Source organism: Salipiger bermudensis, from assembly GCF_019801965.1.
GTDB lineage: Bacteria > Pseudomonadota > Alphaproteobacteria > Rhodobacterales > Rhodobacteraceae > Salipiger > Salipiger bermudensis_A.
In genome coordinates this window covers 219,677-235,560 of sequence record NZ_JAHVIA010000005.1, presented here as the reverse complement: position 1 = coordinate 235,560, position 15,884 = coordinate 219,677, and the positions used below count along the sequence as shown (strand labels likewise).

The window sequence follows — 15,884 nt, the reverse complement described above, 5'->3', positions numbered from 1 at the left end:
TGCTCAGACGGTGTCGAGATAGATTTCGACCTGCTCGGCCGGCGAGAGCTCGGACATGAAATGCAGCTCCTGGCGCTTGGTCAGCAGCAGGTTGCGGATCAGCCCCTCGGGCAGGATGCGCGGCATCACCGTGCTCGCCTCAAAGGCGTCCATCGCCTTCTCCCAGCTGCCCGGGATCAGCGGCAGGTCCTGCGCATAGGCGTTGCCGGTGATCGGCGCGGGCGGCTCGGTGCCGTCCTCGATGCCGTTCAGCGCCGCGCCTAGCAGGGTGGCAAGGAGCAGGTAGGGGTTCACGTCGCCGCCCGCCACGCGATGCTCGATGCGCCGGCCCTTGGGGCTGCCGCCGGGGATGCGGATCGCCGAGGTGCGGTTCTCATAGGCCCAGGAGATGCCGCAGGGCGCGTGGTTCTCCGGCACCAGCCGGTCGTAGCTGTTGCCGTGCGGGGCGAAGATCAGCGTGCTGTCATGCATCGCCTCCATCAGCCCGCCCACCGCGTGGCGCATCTTGTCGGTGCCCTTGGGGCCGCCATCGTCGAAGATGTTGTTGCCGTCCTCGTCGAGCACCGAGAAGTGCACATGCATGCCGGAGCCCGGGTAATCCTCGTAGGGTTTCGCCATGAAGGAGGCGGCAAAGCCGTGGCGCCGGGCCAGACCGCGGACCAGCATCTTGAAGAACCACGCATCGTCGGCGGCGCGCAGCGCGTCGGGCTGGTGCATGAGGTTGAGCTCGAACTGCCCGAGACCGGCCTCCGAGATCGCCGTGTCGGCGGGGATGTCCATGTCCTCGCAGGCGTCGTAGAGATCGGTGAAGAAGATGTCGAAGGCGTCGAGCGCCCGGATCGACATCACCTCCGCCGCCTTGCGGCGCTTCTGCGAGCGCGGCGAGAGCGGCACCTGCAGCGACTTGCCGCTGTCATCAATCAGGAAGAACTCGAGCTCGATCGCCACCACCGGGGTGAGGCCGAGCTTGCGGTAGCGCCTGAGCACCGCCGCGAGCGCGTGGCGCGGGTCGCCGTCGAAGGGGCGGCCATCCTCGCGATACATCCAGATCGGCAGGAGCGCGGTGGGTGCCTCGAGCCAGGGCATCGGCACGAAGCCGCGCTCGGTCGGATAGAGCACGCCGTCGCGGTCGCCGGTCTCGAAGACCAGCGGGCTTTCGTCGATATCCTCGCCCCAGATGTCGAGATTGAGCACCGAGAGCGGGAAGCGGGTGCCGTCCTCGACCACCTTGTCGGCGAAGCGCGCGGGCACACGCTTGCCGCGTGGTTGTCCGTTGAGGTCGCTTGCAGCCACACGGATGGTGCGGACCTGCGGGTTCTTGCGCAGCCAGCTTTTGGGGTCGTTCATGGGTCACCGTAGAATTTGATCAAATTCTGGATAACGTGCCGCGCGGGGGGCTGGCAAGGAAAATCCCGGCGACTTCGCGTCGCTTGTGGGCAGGCGCCGGAAAGCTGCTCAGCGGATCGTCACCGGCAGCAGGAACCCCACGGTCTCGCCGGCGTCGCGGTCGTTGCCCATCAGGTAGACCCGGAGGGTGTAATCGCCACTCTCGGGCAGCACGATCGTCGCCTCGCGCCCCTCGTTCTGGCCGAGGAAGATGGCCTCGTAGGTGGCGCCGGGCGGCATGACATTGAAATAGATCGTACCATCGCCATTGGTGCCGTCGACCGTGATGCTGGCCTCGAGGGTCTGGCCCTCCGAGGCGCCGAGCAGGTAGTCGACATAGTCATGCCCGGTGACAGTGCCGCTGATCGTGGCGCCGGAGCGTCCCGCCTCGAACTGCACCCGCGATTGCTCCTGCGCGGCCGTCGGTGCGGCGCTGAACTCCGCGGCGAGCGCGAGTGCGATGACGGTGGTGATGCGTGTCGGCATGGGTCCCTCCTCCGATACCGGATGCGGGGCGACCTGCCGTTGCGGGCGCCGCCCGCGCGCCCATCCTGCACCGGGAGCGGCGAGCGGCCAAGCCTTTTCGCTCAATGCTTTTTCGACTGAGGCTCAGCGCAGCAGGTTGGGGCGGTATCTCACCTTCGAGCGCCGCGCCTGCGGCAAATGCCGGTTGAGGCGGCGATTGATCGCCCCGAAGAGCCAGATGATCAGCAGCGTCAGCACGATGAAATAGCCGGCGAGGATCGGGTAGGCCACGAAGGGGTTGAAGGTCTTGTCGGCGAAGTAATTGGCGTAATAGAGCGCGTCGCCGCGCTGCTGAAAGGCCGGGAAACCCGAGAAGAACACCAGCGTGGTGGCGTGGAACAGGAAGATCGCCTCGTTGGTATAGGCGGGCCATGCCAGCCGCAGCATGGTTGGCCAGACGATGCGCCGAAAGCGCGGCCAGCCCGAGAAGCCGTAGGCGTCGGCAGCCTCGACATCGCCCTTCGGCACCGAGAGCAGCGCGCCGTAGAAGATCTCGCCGCTATAGGCGGCGGTGTTGAAGAACAGCACCACCAGCGCCCCGAGCCAGGCCGAGGAGAAGGGCGCGAAGACCGGCGCCACCGACTTGAGGCTCAGGAACAGGAAATAGGCAAAGAAGAATTGGATGAAGAGCGGCGAGCCGCGGAACAGGAAGATGAACCATTCCGAGAGCTTGCGGGGCAGCCAGTGGCGCGAGGCCTTGCCCACCGCCAGCGCGGTGGCGAGGAAGAACCCCGAGACCAGCGCCACGACGCCGAAATAGACGTTCCAGATCATCCCCGAGCCGATCAGCACCGCCTGCTTGCAAAGGGTGAAATCGTCCCGCGGCAACAGCCGCTCGCCGATCCCCAGCGAGCGCAGCCCGTAATCCGCCACCACGTCCCAGCAGCTCATGCCCGGCCTCCCGTCGCAATCGCCCGCATCTTCTTCTGGCCGAAAATATCCCGGGGGAGTCCGCGCCCGCGCGGACGGGGGCAGCGCCCCCGAAGATCCCGCCCGGCGCCACCCGACGCCACCGTCAGCGCCCGGCCACCGCGCTCACTCCCGAGCGCCCACCGCTTCTCTGGTTCGAAAATACCTCGGGGGAGTCCGTGCTTGCACGGACGGGGGCGGCGCCCCCAAACAGCGCTCGTCCCACGCATCACGCCGCCTTCCTCTGCGCTTCGCCACCCACCGTCGCCTGGCCGTGGGTGAGCCGCGCCATCAGTTTCGCCAGCGCGATCTCCGAGATCCTGGTGAACAGCAGGTAGAACACCAGCAGCCCGAGGAAGTACCACACCCGCCAGTCGGCATGCGGATAGTCCGAGAACCGCGCCGTCTTGGCGCCGCCGAGCTCGCGGGCCCAGTAGACGATGTCCTCGACGCCGAGCAGGAACAGCAGCGGCGTGGCCTTGATCAGCACCATCCACAGGTTCGATAGCCCCGGCAACGCATAGACCCACATCTGCGGGATGAGGATGCGCCAGAAGGTCTGGCGATGGGTCATGCCATAGGCCTCGGCGGTCTCAAGCTGGGCATGTGGCACCGCGCGCATGGCGCCGTAGAGCACGTTGGCGGCGAAGGCGCCGAACACGATCGAGAAGGTCAGCACCGCCAGCGAGAAGCCGTAGACCTCGTGCCAGACCTGCGGCGCGGTCGAGAGCGGCAGCTTGGCGGCGTCGCAGACGATGAAATCCGAGCCCTGCCGGATCGGATCGGTCCAGTCGGGGCATTTCACCTTGTGTCGCAGGTACTCGAAGCCCTGGTCGAGCGCGATCACGAAGAACAGGAAGAACACGATGTCCGGCACGCCGCGCACCATCGCGATGTAGAGCTTGCCGAGCCAGCTCAGCGGCGCGAAGCGCGCGCGGGCCGCGGCGGCGCCGGCGAAGCCGAAGCCGAGCGCCACCGGCGCGGTGATCGCGAGCAGCAGCAGCACCGTCCCGAAGGAGGCGTAGAACAGCATCAGTTTGCCGGTGGTGAAGTAGCAGGCAAACCACGCCGGGGTCGACAGGACCGAGGGGTCGGTGCAGAAGGAAAACATGCGGGTCCGGGTCAGGGGCGCCGGAACGGCGCGTCGCGGGGCGGGGCTGGGTGGGGTCGGAGACGCGGGTCGACCCGCGCCTCCGATGTCAGATCAGGGCGATCAGTAGGTGTCGGTGCCTTCGCCGAACCACTTGATCAGCAGCTCGTTGAGCGAGCCGTCTTCCTTCATCGAGGTGATCGCCGCGTCGAAGGTATCCTTCAGCTCGCCGTCGCTCTCGCGGATGCCCATGCCGGTGCCGCGGCCGAGGGTCACGGTCTCGCCGACGAACATCAGCTCGCCGCCGGATTCCTCGACGATCGGCGTCAGGTAGTCGGTGTCGAAGAACACCGCGTCGGCCTCGCCGTTGCGCAGCGCCGAGATGATCTCGTCGGCGGTGGCGAATTCGAGCAGCGTGGCGCCGCTTTCCGAGATGTAGCCCGACTGCAGCGTCGAGGTCTGCGCCGCAACCACGCCGTCGAGCGGCGCATCTTCGGTCAGCGCCACGTAGGACGAGGTCGCCGGCGGGATGTAATCCTGGGTGAAGTCGATCACCTCTTCGCGCTCGTCGTTGATCGACATGCCGGCGATGATGGTGTCGTAGTTGCCCGACACGAGGTTGGGGATGATCGAATCCCACTCGTTGGTGACCCACTCGCAGGTCAGCTCGGCACGGGCGCAGAGCTCGTCGCCGAGATCGCGCTCGAAGCCGTCGACCTCACCGTCATCGTTGATGAAGTTGTACGGAGGGTAGGCGCCCTCGGTGCCCATGCGCACGACGTCCTGGGCCAGCGCCATCGAGGCGGTCAGGGCCAGCGCGGCGGTGCCGAGAAGGATTTTCTTCATTTCATTGCTCCCTTGGTTGGTCTTCTGGACCCGGCCGGTCAGGCGTGGGTCGTGGATTTGAGGAACCCGCGCAGGCGCTCGGATTTCGGCGCGCCGAACAGCGTCTCGGGCGGGCCCTGTTCCTCGATCAGGCCCTGGTGCAGGAACACCACGTGATCGCTCACGTCATGGGCCATCTTCATGTCATGGGTCACGATGATCATCGTGCGCCCCTCGGCGGCGAGGTCCTTGATGACCTTGACCACCTCCTGTTCGAGCTCCGGGTCGAGCGCCGAGGTCGGCTCGTCGAAGAGCAACGCCTCGGGCTCCATGCAGAGCGCGCGGGCGATGGCGGCGCGCTGCTGCTGGCCGCCGGAAAGCTGCGCCGGGTAGGCATCCCACTTGTCGCCGATGCCGACCTTCTCGAGATAGCCCCGGGCGGCTTTCTCGACCGAGGCGCGGTCGCGCGCCAGCACGGTGACGGGGGCCTCCATGACGTTTTGCAGGATCGTCATGTGGGCCCAGAGATTGAATTGCTGGAACACCATCGACAGGTTTGTGCGGATGCGCAGCACCTGCTTGGGATCGGCGGGGCGGCGGTGATGGCCCTCGCCCTTCCAGACCACCGGCTCGCCCTTGAACAGGATCTCGCCCTTCTGGCTGTCCTCGAGGAGGTTGCAGCAGCGCAGCAGCGTGGATTTGCCGGAGCCCGACGAGCCGATCAGCGAAACCACGTCGCCGCGATGGGCGGTGACATCGACGCCCTTGAGCACCTCGAGGCTGCCATAGGCCTTGTGCAGGTTGCGGATCTCGATGACGGGCGTTGGATTTGGCAAGCCTGACCTCTGGCGGCGGTTTCGATCAGGGGGGAGGATGGGCGCAAACAGCCGCCCTTTGCAATGCGCAAAACGCGACCAAAGGCGGGGTTATCGCCGCGTCAATCGGCAAATGCCTTGTTTCGAGGCGCCGCCTTGCGCAGGGGCTGGGCGGGCGGCAGGCTCTCAGGGTTGAAAGCTTCGGCGCTGGATCAGCTTCCGCGTTCAACCCGCTGCCGGGCAAGGGCGGAATCGCGATCATTGATGCCGAGCAGGTTCGAGACCAGCCGCAGCAGCGCGTCTTCCTCGGCGTCGCGCACCCCGTCGGCGAGCACCACCTGCCAGAGCGCCTCGATGACGCCGATGCGGTGATCGTAATCGACCGCGTCCTTGATGGCGCGGGTGAAGCGCACGGTGTCGGGGGCCTCTGCCTCGAGCGCCTCGCCCTCGCTGCGCAGCTTGGCGGCCTCGAAGGGCGACAGCCCGTAGCGGGCGACGTTGATGCGGTCGATGCGCTCGCGCTCGCTCTCGTCATAGGTCTCGTCGGCGCGGGCGACACGCACGAGCAGGGCGGTCAGCGCCAGCCGTGCGTCTGCGTCAGGGAGGGGTTGCGGGCCGGGCTCGACGAGCCGCTTGAGGAAATCTGCGAACATGGACATCGATATAGCGCCGGTTGCCGGATCGGGAAAGAGAGGCTCTCGCCCGCGTGAGCGGGGGCCGTCAGGGGATGACGGCGGAGGCGCGGGCCTCCTCTGAATCGGCGCGCTCGAGCCCGAGATGATCCTCGATCAGCTCGACCAGCGCGGTCTCGTCGGCATCGCTGATGCCGTCGACCTCGGCCAGCTTCCACATCGCCTCGACCGCGGCGCGGCGGTGTTCGTAATCGACGCCGTCGCGGATGCGGGCGGCCATCTCCTCGATGCCGGGCATCTCGAAGGCCAGCCGCTCGCACTCCGCCCGCATCTTGGCGGCCTGCAGCGGCTTGAGGTTGTAGGCCTCGGCGAGGATGCGGTCGATCTGCTCGACCTCCTCGAAGAGATAGGTGTGATCGGCGATCGCCACCTTCACCAAGAGCGCGCCCATGGCATGGGCGGCGTCGAGCTCGTGCAGCGGCTTGGCCGGCGCTGCGCGGTGGTGAAAGAACGATTTCAGTCGCTCGAACATGGGGCCCTCCTGCGTCGTCCGCCCAGTGTGCCAGCGCGACACGACCGGCAACAGGGGATTCGTCAGCCCGCCCGCACAGAGGCCGGGTTTGTTGCGGAATGAGCGCCAAGAAACAGCTGCGAGAGGGCCTCGAGCTGCGGGTCCTGCGGTGGCCCGAGCGCCAGCAGCACGTGGTGCAGGCTCAGGGCGAAGCGCTGCCGGTCGCTAAGGCCCACCGCGTTCTGCAGGATCTCGGCGAAGCTGGCACAGTCCGGCGCCACCGCCTCGACCCGCTCGCAGGCCTCGCGCATCTCCGAGGCCTCGCGCGCGGTCAGATCGTAGCACTGTGCAAGCACCGCTTCGAACGTGGCGGGGTCGGCGAAGAGCCCGGCATGCTCGGTGCGCGCGGCGCGCAGCAGCAGCGCCCCCAGCGCCAGCGGGGCGTCGCCGGGATCGAAGGGCGCCGCGAAGGGCGAGGCCAGCCAGAATCTCAAGTTGCGTCCCAAGCTGGCCGCTCCCGGGGCTTGGTGTCGGTCGGTGCAGACGGCAGGTGTTGCATCGCGATCCTTTCTCATGGCGCGCCGCAACAAACTGGGGCAGGAGGGGCCAATCGGCAATGCCTGTGATGCGACAGGCGGCAGCGCGACCTCTTGGGTTGTGCGACTGCCTTCCGGGAGGGCAGCGACGCTCCGCCGAACCGGATCGGGGCCGTCATCCCCGCCGCTCCGGGGCCGGCAGCGGCCGCGCGCCCATCAATTCGTGGAACTCGAAGCGGAGATTGTCGATTCCCAGCCCCTCGGGATCCGCATTCTCGACGGTGAAGCCAGCGATGTCGGGCAGGGCGCCCCGGCGCAGCAGGGTCAGCGTGCCGGTATCGCGGTCGACCTGCTTGCGCAGGCTGTGGATCGGCGCGCCGCTGCGGTCGAAGAACACCAGCGTCACCGTGCCGCCCTCGCCGCCGCGGATGTCGAGCGCCAGCGCCGGCTGGTCGCGGTCGAAGAGCACCGCGATGGCGCCTTCGCCCACCGCGCCGGCATCGGGAAAGCCGCGCGGCCCGTGGCCCTTGAGCACGTTGTCGCCCCAGAGGCTGATGGTGCCGAGATTGCTGCCCTCCTCGCCGGGCAGCAGCGTCAGCGGCGGCAGCGGACGGCCGACGAGATGGTCGTGCCCGGTGTCGATCTCGAGCAGTTGGCCGAGGAAGCGCTCGCCGAAGCGCGCGCCCTTGCCGTCGATCACCCCCGACAGCGCCCGCCCGACGCCGTAGCCCGAGGGGAAGCTCTGGAAATCGATGATCCGGGTGAAATCGAGGCTGTCCGGCGGGACCTCGCAGATCGGGTCCTCGCAGGCCAGCGCCGGGGCGGCGCAGACAAGGCAGAGAAGGCGGACAAGCCAGCGCATGACGCGCAGGCTACACCCCTTTCGGTGTTTCGCTCAGCGCTTTTTCGCCCCTCGGAAGAGCCGGTCGAGCCGTTTTGCCTCCTCCTGCATCCCCCAGGGCGGGTTGATCACGAACATGCCCGAGCCGACCATGCGATGGCCCTCGCGGATCGGCGGGAAGCGCAGCTCGTGGCGCAGCGCGCCCGGATGATCGCGCTCGAGCGCCGCGACCATGGGCGCGTGCAGGTTCGAGGTCAGGATCGGGTACCAGAGTGCGAGGATCCCGACATTCCATTTCTTCGCGACCTTGGCGAAGAACTTCGGGATGCGCTCGTAATCCTGCTTCACCTCGTAGGAGGGATCGACCAGCAGCACGCCGCGGCGCGGCTCGGGCGGGCAGAGGCTCTGGGCGAGCTCGAACCCGTCCTGCTGGTGGATCGCCACGTTGGGGGCGCGCAGCGCGCTGCGCAGGGCGGCGTGCTCCTGCGGGTGCAGCTCGGCGAGGTGAAGGCGATCTTGCTCGCGCAGCAGGGTGCGGGCGATGAGCGGTGAACCGGGATAGGCGCTCGGGCCGTGTTCCGCGCGGATCTTCGCCAGCGCGCGGGCATAGGGATGCGCCTTCGGCAGCGCCGCGGCCAGTGCGCCGATGCCCTGTTGCGCCTCGCCGGTCTTGATCGCCTCGGCGGCGGAAAGATCGTAGAGCCCGCGCCCGGCGTGGGTCTCGATATAGCTGAGCGGCTTGTCCTTCTGGGTGAGGTAGTCGAGCATCCACGCCAGAAGCGCATGCTTCTGCACGTCGGCGAGGTTTCCGGCGTGATACAGGTGCTGGTAGGACAGCATCAGCGGCCTCCGAACAGGGAACGGATGCGGGCCAGCGGGCCGGTCTCGGCCCTGGCCCGGCGAGCGATTTCGTCAAGCAGGGCCTGCTTGCGCGCGGCATCGACGGTGCAGATCTGCGCCACGTCGCGCAGCGCCGCATGGCGCGCCTCGGCCTCCTCGCGCGGCATTGCGGGCGCGCCGATTTCAGGGAAGCGCAGACCGTGGGTCTCGGCCAGCCAGTCGAGATCGGTGCAGCGCGCCTCGATCACCTCGCGCAGTCCGGGCAGCAGCCGCGGCTTGCGCTGCCCCGGCACCACGGCATCCGCATGCCGCACCAGCCACTTGTAGCGCTGCGGGCGGCGGTCGTAATGGCGGTGCGGCGCACGGATCTGGCCGCGGAAATACTGTTGCAGGACCTCCATCGCCTCCGGGCTCACGGTCTCGTTCTCGTCATCGGGGCCGCGGCGCAGGGCGGCGGGGTCGATCATCGGCAGGTCACGGGCGATGAAATCGGTCACCACGTCGCCGCCCTCTAGTGCGTCGCGCGCGAAGCGTCGGACCTCGATCGGGCCGGGGCCGTGCTGCCCCCAGGGTTCGAGCGTGTCGCGGAAGCGGCTGGCGGAGGGCAACTCGAACTCCGGGCGCTTCTTGAGATCCTGCTGCGCGGCGGAAAGGAAATAGGAGGCCGGCGCGCGCAGGTAGGCCATGACGCGGACGTCGTCGAAATGCGGCGCGAGCGCGGCGTTCATCCGCGCGAAGGCCTCGGGCGGGTAGGGGCGGAACTGGTTCTCGCAGCTCAGGATGACCAGCGTCGGCTGCACGGCCTCGATGCGCTCCTGCAGCCGAGCCCAAAGCCGGGCGCCATCGTTGCGGGCCTTCTCCATCTCGCGGTCGGCATCCTGGTAGGCGGGCAGGTTCTGCTTCGGCAGATCGGTGAGGAAGGCGAAGATCTGCTGGTGATTGGCGTGGCCGTCGGCCTCGGCCACCACCACCCCGGCCTGCTCGAGCGGCGCGCGGCTGACATCGAGCATGCGCTGGATCGCGGTCGAGCCGGTCTTGCCGTGGCCGATATGGATCAGGAGTTGCGGTTTGGTCATCTGGTCGGTCCCTCGTTGCCGCCTGTCTAGAGCATCGCCGCCGCCGACGCCATCGCCCCCGAGCGCCGCGACGCGCGCGGCTCAGCCGAGGCCGTTGCGACGCGCATCCTCGACCGCGAAGTCGATCAGTGCCCGGACCTTGCGAGGCAGGGTGCGGCCTTCGAGCCAGACCGCGCTGATCGCCCGGGTCGGGCTGTCATAGTTTTCGAGCACCGGCACCAGCCGCCCGGTTTCGACATCGTCCCCGAGCACGAAGGTCGGGCAGAAGGCTATGCCCTGACCGGCGACGGCGAGGTCGCGCGCCACCTGTGCGCTGTTGACCCGGAAGCGCGAGGGCACGTCCACGGCGATCTCGGCGCCATCAAGGCTGAACGCCCATTGCCCGGGCTCGGCGCGGTTGGTGTCGGCGATGCAGGCATGGGCGGCGAGATCCGCCGGGCTCTCGGGTGTGCCGTTGCGGGCGAGGTAGTCGGGGCTCGCCACCACGAGGCTGCGCAACGCCCCGAGCCGGCGCCGCTTCAGCGAGGTGACCGCGCCCTCACCGACGCGGAAGGCAAGGTCGATGCCCTCGCTGGCCAGATCGACATAGGCGTCGGTCAGGCGCAGGTCGACGACCAGCGCCTCATGCGGCGCGGCGAAGCGGGCCAGCATGCCCTGCACGTATTTCTCGCCGAAGGTCACCGGCGCCGAGATCCGCAGCGTGCCGGTGAAGCCGCGCCCGTCCTCGGTCACCTCGGCCAGCATCTCGTCGAGATCGTCGAGCAGGGCGGGGGCGCGCGCCAGCAGCGCCTCGCCCGAGGCGGTGACGCCGACCCGCCGGGTGGTGCGGCTCAGCAGGCGCACACCGAGACGGGCCTCGAGCTCGGCCACGTATTTCGAGGTCAGCCGGTTGGAGATCCCCATGCGCTCGGCGGCGGCGGTGAAGGAGCCGGTCTCGGCGGTGAAGACGAAGGCGCGCAGCCCGTCGATCAGGTCCATGCGAACATTCCGAACATTGTGTGGAAGGTCATTCCACATCATCGCCATTTCATTCCGGAGGCGCAAGGCGCATCTTGCGGCTATCGAAACACACCAGACCACGGCCGGCGCGGCCCGCAAAGACCCCGGCGCCCGCGGCAGGACAACAAGGACCAGATCCTATGACCAATGCAAAGACAGTCGCTTACGGCGCGCTCCTCATGCGGGCCACCACCGGGGCCCTCTTCGTTGCCCACGGGCTCACCAAGCTCCTCGTCTTCACCCCGGCCGGCACCGCAGGCTTCTTCGAGAGCCTCGGCCTGCCGGGCTGGCTCGGCATCGCCACCATGCTGTTCGAGATCGGGGGCGGGCTCGCGCTGATCCTCGGTATCGCGACGCGCCTCGTGGCGCTGGTCTCGGTGCCGGTGCTGCTGGGCGCCGCGATCGCCGCCCACTGGGCCAACGGCTTCGGCTGGTCCAACGCAGGCGGCGGCTGGGAATACCCGGTGATGTGGGCCGCGATGATGGCGGCGCTTGCCCTGATCGGCGACGGCGCCCACGCGCTCTGGCCGCTCGGCCGCCGCAACGCCTGATCCATCCGGTTTCATCCGGTCGCCGCGCGCAAACGCGGGCGCGGCGGCCGCCCCGACACTGCCTGCCAAGGAGACATGCCATGAGCATCTCGCAACAACTGCAAAAGCTGAAGGACGGCCTGCGCGCCTCCGACCGCATGCCGGTGGTCTTTCTCGGCCACGGCAGCCCGATGAACGCCATCGAGGACAACGCCTATTCCCGCAGCTGGGCCCAGCTCGGCCGCAACCTGCCGCGCCCGCAGGCCATCCTCGTGGTCTCGGCGCACTGGATGACCAAGGGCTCGACTCTGGTCAACGTCACCGCGCGGCCCGAGACGATCCACGATTTCTACGGCTTCCCGCAGGAGCTCTTCCGGGAGCAATACCCGGCGCCCGGCGCGCCGGAACTGGCCGCCGAGGTGGTTTCGATCCTCGCCAGCCACCATGCCGAGGGCGACGACACCTGGGGGCTCGATCACGGCGCGTGGTCGGTGCTGAAATTCCTCTATCCCGACGCCGACGTGCCGGTGTTCCAGCTTTCCATCGACATGAAGGCCGATCTCGCCGAGCACGTCGCCATCGGCCAGGCCCTGCGCGGGCTGCGCGACCGCGGCGTGCTGATCCTGGGATCGGGCAACGTGGTGCACAACCTACGCGCCCTGCGCTGGGGTGGCGGCGCGGCGCATGACTGGGCCGAGGAATTCGACAGCTTCTTCGCCGAGCGGCTGGAGCAGGGCGACCTGCGCGCGCTCACCGATCGCGCCGGCATGGGCCAGCTCTTCCGCATGGCGCATCCCAGCGTCGATCACTACCTGCCCTCGCTCACCGTGGCCGGCGCCGCCGACGCGCGCGACACGCTTCTTTTCATGAACGATGCCATCGACCTCGGTTCGGTCTCGATGCGCAGCTTCATCTACTACTGACCGCTCCCGAAAGGAGACCCGACATGCTTGTGAACGGAACATGGACCAAGGATTGGCAGCCGGTGCAGAAGGCCGACGAGAAGGGCCGCTTTGTGCGCCAGGTCTCGTCCTTCCGCAACTGGATCACCACGGATGGCAGCGCCGGCCCCACCGGCGAGGGCGGCTTTCCCGCCGAGGCCGGGCGCTATCGGCTCTACGTGGCCTATATCTGCCCCTGGGCCTCGCGTACCCTGATGGCGCGGGCGCTGAAGGGCCTGGAAGAGATCATCCCGGTCACCGTGGTGAACCCGACGATGACCGATCAGGGCTGGCGCTTCGGCGGCTATGACGGTTCCGACGAGGACCCGCTCTTCGGCTCCGACTACATGCACCAGCTCTACGCCCGCGCCGATCCCGAGTTCACCGGACGCGCCACGGTGCCGGTGCTCTGGGACATGAAGCGCAATGTCATGGTCAACAACGAGAGCGCCGATATCGTGCGCATGTTCGACACCGCCTTCGAGGAGCTGGTGCCCTCGGATCTGCGGCTCTACCCGGACGATCTCGCCGAGCAGATCGACGCGCTCAATCCGCGGATCTACGACCTGCTCAACAACGGCGTCTACAAGGCCGGCTTCGCCTCCTCGCAGGCGGCCTATGACGAGGCGGTCGAGGGCGTCTTCGCGATGCTCGACGAGCTCGAGGGGCGGCTGGAAGGCGACTATCTCTTCGGTGACCGTCTCACCGAGACCGACCTGCGCACCTTCGTGACGCTGATCCGCTTCGATGCCGCCTATCACGGGCTGTTCAAGACCAACCGCCGGCAGATCGCCGACTATCCCCGGCTCTCGGCCTACATGGAGCGGATCCTCGGTCTGCCGGGGGTGCGGGGCACGGTGAACATGGACCACATCACCCGTGGCTACTACTCGATCAAGGCGCTGAACCCGACCGGGATCCGGCCCGTGGGGCCGGGGCATGTCGAGGCATTGCTGCGCGGGTAATCGGCTTGGCCGGGGCGGGGCGCTTGAGGGGCGTGCCGCTTCTGGCTGATGCCGGGCCGTGAGGGGCCAGCCCCTCACACTCCCCGGAGTATTTTTGACGAAGAGAAGACAGGGGCGCGGATGGCGCGGCAGTCTTCCAGGGGCCGCCGCGCATTTTGCTGTCCGGCGGGGCCGGTGTGGTTTGGCGCTGCCGCGGTCTTGTCGGAAGGCGGACGCCGCGTGTCAGGCGGGGGTGCGGGATCAGGCGGGCATGGCGATCTTCTGGATTGCGGTGAACCCCTCGAAGCGCGGGGCGCCGCTATGCAGCTTGCGGGTCTCGCCGGCGCGGGCATGGGCGGCGCGGAAGCTGTCGCTGCGGGTCCAGGCGCGGAAATGCCCTTCGGTCTCCCAGACCGTGTGCGAGGCGTAGAGGATCGCGCCGTCTTCCTCGGGGCCCTTGAGCATGTGGAACTCCTTGAAGCCGGGGTTCTCGTGCAGCTTGCTGTCGCGGCCGAGCCAGAGCGCCTCGAAATCGGCGGCGTTTTCCAGCGGCACGGTGAAGCGGTTCATCGCGAGATACATTGTTGGTCCTCTCTTGGGGTCATGTCTTGGGGCGTCATTCCGCCGCGAGCCGCGCGGCGTGAGGGAGCAGGAACGGGGTGCCGGGCGGCGGCGCAGCGCCGACGCGAAGCTGGCAGCCATAGGCGCGGGAGAGCGTATCAGAGGTCATCACCTCGGTCACGCGCCCCGCCGCCAGCACCTGGCCGCGCGACAGCAGGGCGATGTGGTCGGCGAACATCGCGGTGAGGTTGAGATCATGCATCACAGCCACCACGCCGCCACCGGCATCGGCGAAATCGCGGGCGATCTGCATGACCTCGAGCTGATGCGCGATGTCGAGCGCCGAGACCGGCTCGTCGAGAAACAGCCAGCGCGGGGCGCCGGCCTCGCTGGGCGCGCCGACCTGCGCCAGCACGCGGGCGAGCTGGGCGCGCTGCTGCTCGCCGCCCGAGAGCGACTGGTAGGGGCGCGCGGCGTGATGGGCGAGGTCGACCCGGGCCAGCGCCTGCAGCGCGGCGCGCGATTGCCCGGCGGCGCGGCCGCGGGAGAGGCCGATCTCGACCACCTCGAGCACCGTGAAGGGGAAGGCCAGCGCGGAGGCCTGGGGCAGCACGCCGCGCATCGCCGCGAGCTCCCACGGTTGCAGGAGGGCGATGTCGTGACCGTTGAGCGTGACGCGGCCCGTGTAGGGCAGGTCGCCGGTCATGGCGCGCAGCAGCGTGGTCTTGCCGGAGCCATTGGGGCCGCAGATCGCGGTGAGCTGGCCGGGTTCGGCGGTGACGCTGACGCCCTGCAGGATCTCGCTGCGCGCCAAACGGACGGTGATGTCATGGGCTTCCAGCATCACAGGTCCACCGCGCCGCGCTGCCGCAGCAGGATCCACAGGAAGACCGGCGCGCCGAGAACAGCCGTCACGATGCCGATGGGCAGCTCGGCAGGGGCCACCACGCTGCGCGAGATCATGTCGGCGCCGACCAGCAGCGACGCGCCCAGCAGCGCCGCGTTGGGCAAGAGCGCGCGGTGGTCGGGGCCGGAGGCGAGGCGCAGCAGGTGTGGCACCACGATGCCGATGAAGCCGATGCCGCCGGAGACCGCGACCGCGGCGCCGGTGGCGGCGGCGACGCAGAGGATGGCGAGGCGCTTCATGCGCTGCACCGGGATGCCGATATGAGCGGCGGTGGCCTCGCCGAGCGCCAGCGCGTTGAGGGCGCGGCCGAGCAGCATGGCGCCTGCCATCGCGATCAGCAGGATCGGCAGCGCCGCGGCGAGCTTGGTCCAGCTAGCGCCCGCCAGCGAGCCCAGGCCCCAGAAGGTCAGGTCGCGCAGCTGGGTGTCGTCGGCCAGGTAGACCAGCACGCCCGAGACCGCGCCGGAGAGCGCCGCCAGCGCGATACCGGCGAGCAGCATGGTGGCCACCGAGGTCTGGCCGCGGCGGGTGGCGACGCGGTAGAGCAGCAGCGTGCTGATCCAGCCGCCGAGGAAGGCGGCGAGCGGGACGAGATGCGCCCCCGCTATCCCCAGCAGAGCCGGTGGCAACAGGCTTCCGAGCACGATGGCGAGAATGGCGCCGAGCCCGGCGCCGGCGCTGACGCCGACGATGCCGGGATCGGCCAGCGGGTTGCGGAACAGCCCCTGCATCACCGCCCCCGAGACCGCCAGCGCCGCGCCCACCGCCAGACCCATGACCAGCCGGGGCAGGCGGATGTCGAGCAGCACGACCCTTTCCATGCGCGTGAGCTCCTCGCCGCTAACGAGGCTCCTCGCCACGTCGATGAGCTGCACGCCGGTGGCGCCGACGGTGAGGCTGGTCAGCGCGACAGCGACCAGCAGCAGCGCCAGCCACAGGGTCAGGCGGCGGGCGCGGGCGAGGCGGTCGGGCGGCGCGGGGGCGTCGAGCGCTGCGGGATCGGTGAGCGCGACCAT

Annotated in this window: 19 protein-coding genes; 3 read left to right on the top strand and 16 right to left on the bottom strand. The window is 68.7% G+C overall.

What is annotated here, in order from left to right:
- Nucleotides 1-3: 3 nt before the first annotated feature.
- The 13 genes from KUV62_RS12945 to KUV62_RS12885 all read right to left on the bottom strand — a co-directional run bounded on the left by KUV62_RS12945 (nucleotide 4) and on the right by KUV62_RS12885 (nucleotide 10,964).
- Entirely contained in the window at nucleotides 4-1,347 is a 1,344-nt protein-coding gene (locus KUV62_RS12945) for a glutamine synthetase family protein (protein ID WP_222604125.1), read from the bottom strand.
- 108 nt (nucleotides 1,348-1,455) lie between these two features.
- Complete coding sequence (locus tag KUV62_RS12940) at nucleotides 1,456-1,872, bottom strand: hypothetical protein (protein ID WP_222604124.1); 417 nt, start codon at nucleotides 1,870-1,872, stop codon at nucleotides 1,456-1,458.
- A gap of 123 nt (nucleotides 1,873-1,995) precedes the next feature.
- Entirely contained in the window at nucleotides 1,996-2,802 is an 807-nt protein-coding gene (locus KUV62_RS12935) for an ABC transporter permease (RefSeq protein WP_222604123.1), read from the bottom strand.
- A gap of 247 nt (nucleotides 2,803-3,049) precedes the next feature.
- A complete protein-coding gene (locus tag KUV62_RS12930) occupies nucleotides 3,050-3,931 on the bottom strand; it encodes an ABC transporter permease (RefSeq protein ID WP_222604122.1) in 882 nt (293 codons plus the stop codon).
- A 102-nt stretch (nucleotides 3,932-4,033) separates the two neighbouring features.
- Entirely contained in the window at nucleotides 4,034-4,756 is a 723-nt protein-coding gene (locus tag KUV62_RS12925; protein WP_222604121.1) for a transporter substrate-binding domain-containing protein, read from the bottom strand.
- A 38-nt stretch (nucleotides 4,757-4,794) separates the two neighbouring features.
- Nucleotides 4,795-5,571, bottom strand: coding sequence for an ABC transporter ATP-binding protein (locus KUV62_RS12920; RefSeq protein WP_222604120.1), 777 nt, complete (start codon nucleotides 5,569-5,571; stop codon nucleotides 4,795-4,797).
- 191 nt (nucleotides 5,572-5,762) lie between these two features.
- Nucleotides 5,763-6,203 (bottom strand): TerB family tellurite resistance protein, encoded by a 441-nt coding sequence (locus tag KUV62_RS12915; protein ID WP_222604332.1) that lies wholly within the window; start codon nucleotides 6,201-6,203, stop codon nucleotides 5,763-5,765.
- A 67-nt stretch (nucleotides 6,204-6,270) separates the two neighbouring features.
- Nucleotides 6,271-6,714 carry a TerB family tellurite resistance protein gene (locus tag KUV62_RS12910; RefSeq protein ID WP_222604119.1) on the bottom strand — a complete coding sequence of 148 codons (444 nt, stop codon included), beginning with the start codon at nucleotides 6,712-6,714 and terminating at the stop codon, nucleotides 6,271-6,273.
- Between the two features lie 62 nt (nucleotides 6,715-6,776).
- Entirely contained in the window at nucleotides 6,777-7,187 is a 411-nt protein-coding gene (locus tag KUV62_RS12905) for a hypothetical protein (protein WP_261395613.1), read from the bottom strand.
- A 217-nt stretch (nucleotides 7,188-7,404) separates the two neighbouring features.
- Complete coding sequence (locus KUV62_RS12900; RefSeq protein WP_222604117.1) at nucleotides 7,405-8,091, bottom strand: hypothetical protein; 687 nt, start codon at nucleotides 8,089-8,091, stop codon at nucleotides 7,405-7,407.
- A 33-nt stretch (nucleotides 8,092-8,124) separates the two neighbouring features.
- Nucleotides 8,125-8,910: a 23S rRNA (adenine(2030)-N(6))-methyltransferase RlmJ gene (locus KUV62_RS12895; RefSeq protein ID WP_222604116.1), complete on the bottom strand. Its 786-nt coding sequence runs from the start codon at nucleotides 8,908-8,910 to the stop codon at nucleotides 8,125-8,127.
- Nucleotides 8,910-9,986, bottom strand: coding sequence for a hypothetical protein (locus KUV62_RS12890; protein ID WP_222604115.1), 1,077 nt, complete (start codon nucleotides 9,984-9,986; stop codon nucleotides 8,910-8,912). Before KUV62_RS12890 ends, KUV62_RS12895 begins: the two co-directional genes overlap by 1 nt.
- 81 nt (nucleotides 9,987-10,067) lie before the next feature.
- Nucleotides 10,068-10,964, bottom strand: a complete 897-nt coding sequence (locus KUV62_RS12885; RefSeq protein ID WP_222604114.1) for a LysR family transcriptional regulator — start codon at nucleotides 10,962-10,964, stop codon at nucleotides 10,068-10,070.
- Between the two features lie 161 nt (nucleotides 10,965-11,125).
- On the opposite strand from KUV62_RS12885, the gene KUV62_RS12880 reads away from it, so the two are divergent.
- From KUV62_RS12880 to KUV62_RS12870, 3 genes are all read left to right on the top strand, one after another.
- Nucleotides 11,126-11,536, top strand: a complete 411-nt coding sequence (locus tag KUV62_RS12880; protein ID WP_222604113.1) for a DoxX family protein — start codon at nucleotides 11,126-11,128, stop codon at nucleotides 11,534-11,536.
- A gap of 80 nt (nucleotides 11,537-11,616) precedes the next feature.
- Entirely contained in the window at nucleotides 11,617-12,438 is an 822-nt protein-coding gene (gene ygiD / locus KUV62_RS12875; RefSeq protein ID WP_222604112.1) for a 4,5-DOPA dioxygenase extradiol, read from the top strand.
- Between the two features lie 23 nt (nucleotides 12,439-12,461).
- Entirely contained in the window at nucleotides 12,462-13,421 is a 960-nt protein-coding gene (locus tag KUV62_RS12870; protein WP_222604111.1) for a glutathione S-transferase family protein, read from the top strand.
- 240 nt (nucleotides 13,422-13,661) lie between these two features.
- On the opposite strand, the gene KUV62_RS12865 is transcribed toward KUV62_RS12870, so the two are convergent.
- The 3 genes from KUV62_RS12865 to KUV62_RS12855 are packed head-to-tail and all read right to left on the bottom strand — an operon-like array spanning nucleotide 13,662 to nucleotide 15,884.
- The gene (locus KUV62_RS12865) at nucleotides 13,662-13,982 is read right to left on the bottom strand and encodes an antibiotic biosynthesis monooxygenase family protein (RefSeq protein ID WP_222604110.1); all 321 of its coding nucleotides are present in this window, start codon (nucleotides 13,980-13,982) and stop codon (nucleotides 13,662-13,664) included.
- 34 nt (nucleotides 13,983-14,016) lie between these two features.
- Nucleotides 14,017-14,805, bottom strand: a complete 789-nt coding sequence (locus KUV62_RS12860) for a heme ABC transporter ATP-binding protein (protein ID WP_222604109.1) — start codon at nucleotides 14,803-14,805, stop codon at nucleotides 14,017-14,019.
- Complete coding sequence (locus tag KUV62_RS12855; RefSeq protein ID WP_222604108.1) at nucleotides 14,805-15,884, bottom strand: FecCD family ABC transporter permease; 1,080 nt, start codon at nucleotides 15,882-15,884, stop codon at nucleotides 14,805-14,807. Before KUV62_RS12855 ends, KUV62_RS12860 begins: the two co-directional genes overlap by 1 nt.